Here is an 11,686-nt window from a genome sequence, read left to right as displayed (position 1 = left end):
GACAACGTACCGGTACAAGCCACCGGTATCACCCCAGGGCGACCGCACCTCCGACCGCCGCGAGCAGCAACGTGAGCAGCAGCAGGACGGCGTAGAGGAGGAGTCGTCCGTGCGGCGCGGGCGCGGGCTCCTCCGGGCGGTCCCACCAGGGGACCGTGGGGTCGTCCTCGTACTCCCCGCCGCCCGTCTCCGTCGCCGTGACCGGCTTCGGCCACGCCTCGACGGCCACCTCCCAGCGCACGACGTGCCGTTCGGCGTCGGCGCCGGTCAGCCCCGCGACCCGGCAGAGCGCGGCGACGGCCTGCCGGGGCGGCGGCTGGACGGCGTTGAGGTAACGCTGCCAGGAGGACTTGCTGTACGCGGTGCGGGCGCCGAGTGCGGCGAGGCTGAGGCCCGTGCCGTCCTTGAGCTGCCGCAGTCGTTCCACGAAGTGCCGTACCTCCGGCGGCAGCCCGTCCGGCAGCGACTGCCAGGCACCCATCCCGCCCACCTCCTCGTCGTTTCCGTGGGACGGGACGACGTGCGACGGCCGGACGGTTCCCGCGGCGGCGGGCGGCGCCGGGCGCGAGTGGGGCACGGAACCGTCACCTCCGTGCCACAGCGCACGGCCGGCTGTTGAAGACGAGGTGTGCCTGGGGCAGCGTGGAACGCGGACGGCCCGTCCTACTCGGGGGAGGGGACGGGCCGTCGGCAACAGGCGTGCGTCAGCTGCTGACCGTGAAGTGCAGGGTGTCCTTGAGGAACGGGATCTGCAGCCACGGGTCGGGCTGGGCCATCAGCGCCAGCAGCACGATCGCGGTGCCCAGCACGGCGTACGTCGCGATGTCCGTGAAGCGGGAACGGACGGCGAGCATGCCGACGCCGGGCAGTATCCAGCGCAGCGCGGCGCCGGTCAGCAGGCCGACACCGATCAGTATCGAGCCGATCCGGAACTGGTCGAGCGCGGTCACGAGCAGACCGAGCGCGATCAGCCCGAGCACGGCGATGATCGGCCACTGCCGGGCGGCCAGCGCGTCGCCGGCTGCGGCCCTCCCGCCGCCCTCGGGCCGCGCGGTGTCCCGGGTGAACTTGGGGAAGCGCCGAGTGGCGCGACGCGGCACGCCCTCGGCATCCGGCGCACTGATGGCATCCCGCACCTCGATCTCCTCCCCCTCACCGCCACTCCCGGCCCCGGCCTCGGCGCCACTCCCGGTCCCGGCCTCGGCGCCACTCCCGGCCTCGGCTCCGATGCCGCTCCCGGCCCCGACTCGGGTCTTAGCGCCGGTGTCGGCCTGGGCCCCGGCCCCGGTATCGGCTGGGGCGCCGGTCTCGGCTCGGGCCCCGGCGCCGGTCTCGGCTCGGGCCCCGGCGCCGGTCTCGGCTCGGGCCCCGGCGCCGGTCTCGGCTCGGGCTCCGGCGCCGGTCTCGGCTCGGGCTCCGGCGCCAGCGCGGGTCTTGGCGCCGGTGTCGGCCTCAGCCCCGGCCTGGGTCTCGGCCCCGGTATCGGCTGGGGCCCCGGCGCCGGTCTCGGCTCGGGCTCCGGCGCCGGTCTCGGCTCGGGCTCCGGCGCCGGTCTCGGCTCGGGCTCCGGCGCCGGTCTCGGCTCGGGCTCCGGCGCCAGCGCGGGTCTTGGCGCCGGTGTCGGCCTCAGTCCCGGCCTGGGTCTCGGCCCCGGTATCGGCTGGGGCCCCGGCTCGGGTCTCGGCTCGGGCCCCGCCGTCGGCGCGGGTCTTGGCGCCGGTGTCGGCCTCAGCCCCGGCCTGGGTCTCAGCCCCGGCCCCGGTATCGGCTGCGGCCCCGGCTCGGGCCCCGCCGCCGGTGTCGGCTCGGGCCCCGTTCTCGGCCCCGGCCCCGGCCCCGGCTCGGGCCTTGGTCTCGGGCTCGGGCCGGGCCTTGGCTCCGGGCTCGATCCCCGTCCCCGTCTCCGTCCGGCGCTCGGTCTCGGTCTCGGTCCCGGTCTCGCCGGGGGTGCCGCCGCGGGCGTTGCCGCGGGTGTCGTCAGCGCGCACTGCGCTCCGCCGCCTCGACCACGTTGACGAGCAGCTGGGCACGGGTCATCGGGCCGACGCCACCCGGGTTCGGGGAGATCCAGCCGGCCACCTCACGGACGTCCGGGTGGACATCGCCGACGATCTTCCCCTCGGCGTTGCGCGAGACGCCCACGTCGAGCACGGCGGCGCCCGGCTTGACGTCCTCGGCGCGGACCAGATGGGCGGAGCCCGCGGCGGCGACGATGATGTCCGCACGCTTCAGATGCGCGGAGAGGTCACGGGTGCCGGTGTGGCACTGCGTCACGGTCGCGTTCTCGCTGCGGCGGGTCAGCAGCAGCGGCATCGAACGGCCGATGGTGACCCCGCGCCCGACGACCACGACCTCGGCACCCTTGATCTCGACGCCGTGGCGACGGAGCAGGGTGAGCACGCCGTTGGGGGTGCAGGGCAGCGGCGCGGGCTCGTTGAGGACGAGCCGGCCCAGGTTCATCGGGTGCAGCCCGTCGGCGTCCTTGGCCGGGTCCATCAGCTCCAGGACCCGGTTCTCGTCGATGCCCTTGGGCAGCGGCAGCTGGACGATGTAGCCGGTGCAACCGGGGTCGTCGTTGAGTTCCCGTACGACCGCCTCGATCTCCTCCTGCGTGGCCGTGGCGGGCAGTTCGCGCTGGATGGAGGCGATACCGACCTCGGCGCAGTCGCGGTGCTTGCCCGCGACGTACTTCTGGCTGCCGGGGTCTTCCCCGACGAGGATCGTGCCGAGGCCGGGCGTCACGCCCTTCTCCTTCAGCGCCGCCACACGGGCGGTCAGATCCGACTTGATCTCGGCTGCGGTGGCCTTGCCATCGAGAATCTGGGCGGTCATGAGCCCATCCTCCCGGATGACCGGCTCCCGGTTCCAATCAGGGACGGAACCGGGACGGAATGCGGCTGGACAAGAAACAGGCCATTGCAGAACGATTGACGCCACAGTGCCGCGGGCAGCACCGGGGGGACGCAACCGCATCTGTGACCTTCCTCCGCAGCAGGCCGCCCTCGTTCCCCGCACTCGACAGCAGACGGAGGAAGGACCGCCATGAGTTTCGGCGACCCGAACAACCCCTACGGCCCGCCCCAGAACCCCCCTCCGGGCTACCCGCAGCAGCAGCCACCGCCCCAGCCGGGATACGGCTACGGCCAGCCCGGGTACGGCCAGCCGGGTTACGGCTATCCGCAGGCCCCGCCCGTCTCCCAGCCGTACGGCTACGGCGTCCCCGAGCAGATGCCCGGCCTGGTCGTCACCGCCCGCGTGCTGCTGTTCATCCTCGCGGGCCTGCAACTCCTGTTCGGCGTGATCTTCGGCGTCATCGCCGCGTTCGTACAGACCTCCGGCTCGCGGAGTTCCAGCGACGACATCAACCTGGCGACCGGTGTGGTCGTCCTGATCGCGCTGGTGATGCTGGCGCTGGGCAGCCTGTCGCTCTTCCTGGGCCTCAAGTTCAGAACCGGCCGGGCCGGAATCCGCATCACCACGATGGTCTACGCCGCGTTCATGCTCCTGGGCAGCATCGGCAACATCGTGCAGGGCGGCGGGGCGGGCACCTTCGGCGGGGTGCTCTCCCTCGCGATCGGCGGCATCATCCTCGCCGCGATGATCAACGGCGGGGCCTGGTTCAACCGGCCCCGGTACTGAACAAACGCAAGCGAACGCAGCGGCGTCTTCTCGCCATTCCTCCGTGCGGCCGTGTCACGTCGTGACACGGCGCCGTCCCGTCGCCCACCCTGGGGCGGTAGGCGCGGGTGGGACCAGGAGACACACCGTGTACAGCATCATCGTGGTACCTCCGGTGGACCCGGAGGAGGGGTGCGCGGGCCACGAGCCCCGGCCCCGGTTCCGGCTGGCCCCCGGTGAGCGGCTGGCCTTCGGGCGGTCGGCGGGCGAGAACGGGCTGGAACTCCCGCACGAGGGGGTCTCGCGCCGGGCGGGCGAGATCACCGCGCAGGGCACGTTCTGGACGCTGAGCAACTTCAGCCGCGAACAGACGTACGTCGTGGAGAACCCGGAAGGGGCGGGCGAGCACATAAAGGTGGCGCCGGGGCGGCTGGACGCGCCGGTCCCCTTCGAGTTCGGGCGTCTCGTGCTGCCCGCGGCGGGCGATCTGCTGCCGGTCGAGGTGTGGGCGCCGCGCCACGACTATCTGTGCCCGTCGTCCGGGCTCGACGGCGCGACCACCGCGCCCGCGTTCTCCCTGGACCGCAGCAAGCGCTACTTCGCGGTGCTCGCCGCCCTGTGCGAGCCCCGGCTGCGCGGAGAGCCGCATGCCCCGCTGCCCACCGTCGAGCAGGTCGTCACCCGGCTGCGGCCCGGCTGGCCGGCCTCCTCGCGCACCTCGGTGCAGTGGAACATCGACTACCTGGCCGTGAAGCTGCGCATCAAGCCCGGCCCGGACACCGCGGAGCCGGGCCCGCGCCTCAACGGCAAGAAGGAGACCCTGGTCTCCCTGGCGCTCCGCTTCGACCTGGTGCGCGAGGACGACCTGGCCGTCCTGGCCGGGCCCGGGACCCCGCCGGCCGGCCGGGCGGCGGTGCGGTGACCGAGCCGTACGCCGTCCGGGTCCCCAGTGGCTACCGGGTCGGGCGGTGGGAGGTGCGGGAGCCGATCGCGACGGGCGCCTTCGGCAGCGTGTACGCGGCCCGGCGCCGCCCGGACGACGGCAACTCGCCCCACCACGACAACTCGCCCCGCCACGGCACCACCGCCCTCCCCGATACCACCGCCCTCCCGGAAAGCGTCGCCCTCCCGGAGAGCGTCGCCCTCAAGTTCCTGCCGACCGGCACCCACACCCCCCGCCACCTCACCCATCTGCGGGAACTGGCCGAGCGCGAGACGGAGTTGCTGCGCCGGCTCAGGAGCCCGCGGCTGATCCGCCTGTACGAGACCCTCACCGTGGACGACCCCGCCCACCCCGACCTGGACGGCGCGACCGTGCTGGTGCTGGAGCGGGCCGAGGGCTCGCTGGCGTCGCTGCTGGGCCGTACGCCCGCTCCCGAGGGCGGCCCGGTCCTGCTCGCCCAGATCTGCGCGGGCCTGGCCCAGCTGCACCGCGCGGGCTGGGTGCACGGCGATCTGAAACCAGCCAACGTGCTGCTGATGGCGGACGGTTCGGTCCGCCTCGCCGACTTCAACATGGCCGCCGAGCTGGAGGGCACACACGCCTACACGCCCGCCTTCTCCACCCCCGACTACACCCCGCCCGAACTGCTGTGGGCCGAGATCGGCGAACGCGGGCGCCGGATCCGCCCGTCCGCCGACGTCTGGGCCTTCGGCGTCCTCTCCCACCTCGTCCTCACGGGCTCCTTCCCGCTGCCCGGGGGCACACCGGCGACCCGCCGCGACGCGGCCGTCGCCTACGCCCGCGGCACCGCCGAACTACGGCTGTCCCCCGGACTCCCGGACGCCTGGGAAGACATCGTGCGGGCCTGTCTGACCCGCACCCACGCCGAGCGCGTCTCCACCCGGGCCCTGCTGCGCCGGGTGGAGACGGCGGGGGCAACGGGGGCGGCGGGCGTCTCCGGCGGGGGGCTCCGGCTGTTCTCCCGACGCCGTCCTGGACGTCGTACGACTGTGGTGGGCGCGGCGCTCGGCGCGGTCCTCGTCGCGGCCCTCGGCTACGGGATCGCCAGCCGGGCGGGCGACGGCCCCGTCGGCGGCGCCAAGGGCGGCGGGGTGTCGGCGAACACGGCCTCCCTGTACGGCGCCGAGCACCTCCGTACCGACAAGGGTGTGCCGGCCGCCTACCGGCTGCTGATCGTCGAGACCGCGCACGACTGCGACCAGCGGCCCGTCACCCCCGCCCTGATCGCGGCCATGCTGAAGGTGGAGAGCGACTTCGACCCGGCCCTCTCCGACCCCGGCAAGGACGAGTACGGCATCGCCCGCTGGACGCCCCGGGTGCTGCGCTGGTGGATGAACCCCGACGGCACGCCCGGGGAGGCCGTCCCGTCTCCGCCGTTCCCGCCCGCCGAGTCCATCCCGGCGATGGGCCGCTACCTCTGCTGGATCGCCCCGCGGCTGGACACCGACCTCACCGGCGACCGGGGTGTCCTGGTCGCGGCGGCCTACCGGACGTCCTGGGACGTGGTGAACAAGGCCGGCGGGGTCCCCGAGGAGTACCGCGCGTACGCCGCGCAGGTCGCCCACTACCTGAAGGAGTACACGCCCCAGTCCACGCCCCCGGCCGCCGGTGACCCTGAGAAGTCCTAGGTACCCGTCGCTGCCCGCGTGCCCCAAGGTGAGAGTGCCGCACCGGGAACGGGCGGCACGGGGGAAACGGGGGGCTTCCCATGAAGCGAGCACTCGCTTCGCTGTGTGCGGTCGCGGCGGTTACGGGGGTCGTCGCGACCGGATGCGGCCACGGCTCGGAAACCGCCCGGCAGGGCCTGCCCGAGCCGCTGACCTGGCAGCAGGAGCTCCGCGTCAGCGACGCCCAGCAGCGGCTGACCAGCCGGTGCATGAAGCGCCACGGCTTCACGTACGGGGAGGACCGCACCCTGACCCTGCGCGAGAGCATGCCGGTGCGGTACGTACAGGACGACGTCGCCTGGGCACGGACGTACGGGTACGGCGGACGGATCGAGGCCGAGCAGGAGCGGCTGCGCCTGCACCACCCCGTCCGCGTGTACCGGGAAACGCTGTCCGCCGCGCGCCGCGCCGCCTTCGACAAGGCACTCGACGGCGGCAGCTTCCAGGTGCTCTCGGCCCGGCTGCCCGGCAGCACCCGTGAGGTCCGCAAACGCCTCGGCGGCTGCACGGCGGAGGCGGAGCGGGCCCTCTACGGCGACCCCGCCGAGTGGTTCCGCGCGTCCAAGACCGCAGGCGGCCTGAACGCCCTGTACGCCGACGACCTGATGCGCGACCGGCAGCTGACCACTGCCGTGGCCGCGTGGTCGCGGTGCATGAAGAAGGCCGGCCTGTCCTACGCGGACCCGCAGGCGGCCCGGGACGCGGTGCGGGAGAACACCGCCCGGCTGGGCCCGGCCCGCGCCGACAAGGCGTTCGCGACCGAGCGGAAGACCGCCGTCGCCGACGCCGGGTGCGCCCGCGCGACCTCCCTGAAGTCCGTGGCCACGGCCCGCGAGGCCCACTACGTCGACCGGCTGACCGACCGGTACGGCGAGGCGCTCGACACCTGTCGGCGCCTCCAACGGCAGGCGTACGACCGCGCGGTACGGACCGTGCCGCAGCGCGCCTGACCAACACCGCACCACACATCACCACCGCACATCACCACCGAACGAGGGGAACCATCATGCGCAAGTTCGCCATCACGGCGGCCGTCATCGGCCTCACCGCGCTCGGGCTGGGGGTACCGGCCACGACCGCCCAGGCGGCCGACACGAGCGTGCAGGTCATCGGCTGCAACAACGCCTGGCCGGGCCGTAACGGCAACGTCTACGCCTGGGACGGCTACGACTGCCAGGGGTCGCTGCTGGGCTCCACCCCGGGCAACGACGTCGACTGGAACGCCGCGGGCGGCGGTTTCGCGGGCGCCTGGGACAGGGCGTCGTCCGTCATGAACGCCGGCTACACCGGTGGCCGGGACGTCGTCCAGTTCTTCTTCTTCGCCTCGTACGACGTCACCGCCGAGAACGGCAACGGCTACGGCTGCCTGTCCCCGAACGAGTACTTCGCGGACAGCCTGTCCGACAACCACCTCACCAACGGCGCGAGCGCGGACAACAACATCCGGGCGCACCGCTGGGTGACAGCCGGCTCCTGTGCCGCCGGCTCCTGGCTCACCTGACACACCGCACGGCGGGGTGGGCGGTGCCACCGCCCACCCCGCCGGATACGGACGTCCGGTCAGTGGAAGAAGTGCCGCGTCCCCGTGAAGTACATCGTCACGCCCGCCTTCTGCGCGGCCTCGACGACCAGTTCGTCGCGGACCGAACCGCCCGGCTGGACGACGGCCTTGACGCCGGCGGCGGTCAGGATCTCCAGCCCGTCGGGGAACGGGAAGAACGCGTCGGAGGCCGCGTAGGCGCCGCGCGCCCGCTCCTCGCCCGCCCGCTCGACGGCGAGCTTCGCGGAGTCGACCCGGTTGACCTGCCCCATGCCGACGCCGACCGAGGCGCCGTCCTTGGCGAGCAGGATGGCGTTGGACTTGACGGCCCGGCAGGCCTTCCAGGCGAAGGCGAGCTCGGCCAGCTCGCTCTGGGACAGCGCCTCGCCGGTGGCGAGGGTCCAGTTGGCCGGGTCGTCGCCGTCGGCCTGGAGACGGTCGGTGACCTGGAGCAGGACACCGCCGTCGACGGGCTTGACCTCGACCGGGTTGGCGGGGGCGCCCGGTGCCTTCAGCACCCGGATGTTCTTCTTCTTGGCGAGGGCCTCGAGAGCCCCCTCCTCGTAGTCGGGCGCGACGATGACCTCGGTGAAGATCTCCGCGACCTGCTCGGCCATCTCCTTGCTGACCGGCCGGTTGACGGCGATGACCCCGCCGAAGGCCGACAGCGGGTCGCAGGCGTGCGCCTTGCGGTGCGCCTCGGCCACGTCCGCGCCGACGGCGATACCGCACGGGTTGGCGTGCTTGATGATCGCGACACAGGGCTCGGTGTGGTCGTACGCGGCACGGCGGGCGGCGTCCGTGTCCGTGTAGTTGTTGTACGACATCTCCTTGCCGTGCAGCTGCTCGGCACGGGCCAGACCGGCGCCGCTGCCGTCGACGTAGAGCGCGGCGGGCTGGTGCGGGTTCTCGCCGTAGCGCAGGGTGTTCTCGCGCTCCCAGGTGGCGCCGAGGAAGTCGGGGAACCGCGACTCGTCCACGGGCGCGTACGAGGACGCGAACCAGGAGGCGACGGCGACGTCGTAGGCGGCCGTGTGCTGGAAGGCCTCGGCGGCGAGCCGCCCCCGGGTGCCGAGGTCGAACCCGCCGTGCTGCGCGGCGGCGAGGACGTCGGCGTACCGCGCGGGGCTGGTGACCACGGCGACCGACGGGTGGTTCTTGGCGGCGGCCCGCACCATGGAAGGACCGCCGATGTCGATCTGCTCGACGCACTCGTCGGGCGAGGCCCCGGAGGCGACGGTCTCCCGGAACGGGTAGAGGTTGACGACCACGAGGTCGAACGGCTCGACGCCCAGCTCGGCCAGCTGCTCGCGGTGGCTGTCGAGACGCAGGTCGGCGAGGATGCCGGCGTGCACCTTGGGGTGCAGGGTCTTGACCCGGCCGTCCAGGCACTCGGGGAAGCCGGTCAGCTCCTCGACCTTGGTGACGGGGACGCCGGCGGCGGCGATCCGGGAGGCCGTGGAGCCGGTCGACACCAGCTCGACGCCGCTTTCGTGGAGCCCGCGCGCGAGCTCCTCCAGCCCGGTCTTGTCGTAGACGCTGACGAGCGCCCGTCGGATCGGCCGCTTGGTGCTCTCGGCGGTGGCGGTCACTGGATTACTACCTTTCGTCCCTCAATGCGATAGCCGTTGCGGGCGAGCCGCCCCACGACCTCGACGAGCAGCCTTCGCTCGACTTCCTTGATGCGCTCGTGCAGCGCGCTCTCGTCGTCCTCGTCACGGACCTCGACCACGCCCTGGGCGATGATCGGTCCGGTGTCGACACCGTCGTCGACGAAGTGGACGGTGCAGCCGGTGACCCGGGCGCCGTACGCGAGCGCGTCGCGGACGCCGTGGGCGCCGGGGAAACTGGGCAGCAGCGCGGGGTGGGTGTTCACGAACCGCCCGCCGAACCGCGCGAGGAACTCCTTGCCCACGATCTTCATGAAGCCGGCGGACACGACGAGATCCGGCTCATGGACGGCGACGGCATCGGCGAGCGCGGCGTCCCACTCCTCCCGGGTCCCGTAGTCCTTGACCTTCCGGACGAACGTGGGGATCCCGGCCCGCTCGGCCCGCGCGAGCCCCTCGATGCCGCCGCGGTCGGCTCCTACGGCGACGATCTCGGCGCCGTACTCCTCGGTGCCGGTGGCGGCGATCCCGTCGAGGAGCGCCTGGAGATTGGTGCCGGATCCGGAGACCAGCACGACGAGGCGCTTGGCAGCCACGGGTGGGGGCCCTTTCTCGGGGAGTTCTCGGAGAGTTTTTGTACAGTCGTACGAATGCTTCGCGCCCTTGGATACGGGGAACTCTACGAAGCGGCCGACCGTCAGCAACGATACCGGCACACCGGACGGCCCCCACGGGACGGGGGCGTGGCCGGAAGGTAGCGTCTGCGGAGAGCGGGATCGGGAACGCGGTGGTAGTGCGGTGCGTTCCCGGAATGACAGCTCATGCCAGACGCCCGATTCGCCTAGGGGAAGACGCTCACTTGATGCCGGACCGCAGCCTGCGACTCCACTTGCCCCCCGCACAGCCGGTGCCGGGAGGGGTACGCGACACCCTGCTGCGGCGCGAACACCCGACATCACCGACGGACGCCCGCACGAATCCCGACGATTCTTCGAACACCCCTTCGAGCACCTCTGGAGGCACCCCGGCGGGAGGCACCCCGGCGGGAGGCGCCCCGGCGGGAGGTGACGCTGCTCAGGGTCACCCCGGTGAGGGTGGCCGTGGTGGCGGTAGCCCTGCTGTGGGTGGCCCCGGTGGCGGTAGCCCTGCTGGAGGTGGCCGCGGTGGCGATGCCCCCGGCAGCGGTGGCGGTGGCGCCGGCAGCGGTGGCGGTGGCGGTGGCGCCGGCAGCGGTAGCAACGGCAGCGGCAACGGCAGCGGCAACGGCAGCGGCAACGGCAGCGATGGCACCGGTGGCGGTAGCGCGGCCCCGGATGACAATCCCTTCGCCCCGCCGCCCGAGGGGGCTCCGGACCGGCCCTGGCAGCCTCGGCGGCCGGCCGGTGGGGACGCCCCCGAGGAGGGTCGTCCCGCTTGGGGCAACCAGTGGAGCGACCAGCAGCCGGGCCGTTCCTCCGGCGGCGGCTTCGGCGAGCGCCCCGGTCACCACCCCGAGGGCCCCGGCCAGGGCCAGGGTCAGGGCGGCAGCCCCCGCTGGGACCCCACCGACCCGGCCCAGCGCCGGGCGCGCTACGCCCTGCTGTGCGGCATGTGGGCCTTCTTCTTCGCCCTCTTCGGCTGGCCGTACGTCGCCCTGCTCCTCGGCGCTCTCGCCCTGAACTGGGGTATCGGCGCCCTGCGCGCAAAGCCCCGCACCCCCGACCCCGACAGCCCGCCCCCCGCCGAGCCCACCGGCCGCCCCCAGACGACCGCGGCGATCAGCGGCATCGTCACGGCGTCCCTGGCCCTGGTCCTGGTGGCGGTCACCTTCACCGCGCAGCTGGTCTACCGCGACTACTACACCTGCACGAAGGACGCGCTGACCAACGAGGCGAAGCAGTCGTGCAACGACCTGCTGCCGAAGGAACTGAAGAGCATCCTGGGCGCGAACACCTGAGCGAGCTTCGGGGGGGTCCGGGGGCAGCAGCCCCCGGGGGACGGGTTCGGGTAGGGGCGGCGGGGGCGAAAACTCACTCCCCTTCCCCGACCTCCCCCACCTCCCGCAACGCCGCCCACCGAGCCTCCCGAGCCGCATCCCCGTGCCACACCGGCTCCCCTTCCCCCTCGCCGTCACCGTCACCGTCACCGGAGCCCTCCGCACCGCCAGCCCCCTCCTCCCCCTCGGCCACGAAGTCATACGGCGCCTCCCCCACCGCCTCCGACTGCGCGGGCACCACCGCCCCCCGCGTCTTCCAGGAGAACTCCCGCCCCCCACCGCCCCCCCGCCTCCGCGCCAAGACGGAGGCCA

11 protein-coding genes and 1 pseudogene are annotated in these 11,686 nt (G+C 73.3%); 6 read left to right on the top strand and 6 right to left on the bottom strand.

What is annotated here, in order from left to right:
• Window positions 1-28: 28 nt before the first annotated feature.
• The 3 genes from ACFPIH_RS08985 to ACFPIH_RS08975 form a co-directional block, all read right to left on the bottom strand.
• On the bottom strand, window positions 29-481 hold the full coding sequence (locus tag ACFPIH_RS08985; RefSeq protein ID WP_381165818.1) for a helix-turn-helix domain-containing protein: 453 nt from the start codon (window positions 479-481) through the stop codon (window positions 29-31).
• A gap of 223 nt (window positions 482-704) precedes the next feature.
• Entirely contained in the window at window positions 705-1,988 is a 1,284-nt protein-coding gene (locus tag ACFPIH_RS08980) for a DUF3017 domain-containing protein (RefSeq protein ID WP_381165735.1), read from the bottom strand.
• Entirely contained in the window at window positions 1,978-2,832 is an 855-nt protein-coding gene (locus tag ACFPIH_RS08975; protein WP_381165737.1) for a bifunctional methylenetetrahydrofolate dehydrogenase/methenyltetrahydrofolate cyclohydrolase, read from the bottom strand. The genes ACFPIH_RS08980 and ACFPIH_RS08975 overlap by 11 nt, the downstream gene beginning before the upstream one ends.
• 210 nt (window positions 2,833-3,042) lie before the next feature.
• Between ACFPIH_RS08975 and ACFPIH_RS08970 the strand changes: the two genes are divergently transcribed.
• The 5 genes from ACFPIH_RS08970 (at window position 3,043) to ACFPIH_RS08950 (ending at window position 7,750) form a co-directional block, all read left to right on the top strand.
• Entirely contained in the window at window positions 3,043-3,639 is a 597-nt protein-coding gene (locus ACFPIH_RS08970) for a hypothetical protein (RefSeq protein ID WP_381165739.1), read from the top strand.
• A gap of 127 nt (window positions 3,640-3,766) precedes the next feature.
• On the top strand, window positions 3,767-4,540 hold the full coding sequence (locus ACFPIH_RS08965) for an FHA domain-containing protein (RefSeq protein ID WP_381165741.1): 774 nt from the start codon (window positions 3,767-3,769) through the stop codon (window positions 4,538-4,540).
• Window positions 4,537-6,210, top strand: coding sequence for a serine/threonine protein kinase (locus ACFPIH_RS08960; RefSeq protein WP_381165743.1), 1,674 nt, complete (start codon window positions 4,537-4,539; stop codon window positions 6,208-6,210). Before ACFPIH_RS08965 ends, ACFPIH_RS08960 begins: the two co-directional genes overlap by 4 nt.
• 80 nt (window positions 6,211-6,290) lie before the next feature.
• Window positions 6,291-7,199 (top strand): hypothetical protein, encoded by a 909-nt coding sequence (locus ACFPIH_RS08955; RefSeq protein ID WP_381165745.1) that lies wholly within the window; start codon window positions 6,291-6,293, stop codon window positions 7,197-7,199.
• Between the two features lie 56 nt (window positions 7,200-7,255).
• Window positions 7,256-7,750 carry a hypothetical protein gene (locus tag ACFPIH_RS08950; RefSeq protein WP_381165747.1) on the top strand — a complete coding sequence of 165 codons (495 nt, stop codon included), beginning with the start codon at window positions 7,256-7,258 and terminating at the stop codon, window positions 7,748-7,750.
• Between the two features lie 59 nt (window positions 7,751-7,809).
• Here ACFPIH_RS08950 and purH read toward each other — a convergent pair whose 3' ends face one another.
• Complete coding sequence (gene purH, locus ACFPIH_RS08945; protein ID WP_381165749.1) at window positions 7,810-9,381, bottom strand: bifunctional phosphoribosylaminoimidazolecarboxamide formyltransferase/IMP cyclohydrolase; 1,572 nt, start codon at window positions 9,379-9,381, stop codon at window positions 7,810-7,812.
• Window positions 9,378-9,995 (bottom strand): phosphoribosylglycinamide formyltransferase, encoded by a 618-nt coding sequence (gene purN, locus ACFPIH_RS08940; protein ID WP_381165751.1) that lies wholly within the window; start codon window positions 9,993-9,995, stop codon window positions 9,378-9,380. The genes purH and purN overlap by 4 nt, the downstream gene beginning before the upstream one ends.
• Before the next feature lie 524 nt (window positions 9,996-10,519).
• Here purN and ACFPIH_RS08935 point away from each other — a divergent pair.
• Window positions 10,520-11,335, top strand: a complete 816-nt coding sequence (locus tag ACFPIH_RS08935; protein ID WP_381165753.1) for a hypothetical protein — start codon at window positions 10,520-10,522, stop codon at window positions 11,333-11,335.
• A 73-nt stretch (window positions 11,336-11,408) separates the two neighbouring features.
• Here ACFPIH_RS08935 and ACFPIH_RS08930 read toward each other — a convergent pair.
• A pseudogene (locus tag ACFPIH_RS08930) lies at window positions 11,409-11,686 on the bottom strand (hypothetical protein); the annotation flags it as partial.

The sequence above is a fragment of the Streptomyces vulcanius genome (assembly GCF_042653945.1).
GTDB lineage: Bacteria > Actinomycetota > Actinomycetes > Streptomycetales > Streptomycetaceae > Streptomyces > Streptomyces mangrovi.
The sequence above is the reverse complement of the archived record's forward strand: the minus strand, read 5'-3'. Positions and strand labels throughout refer to the sequence as shown.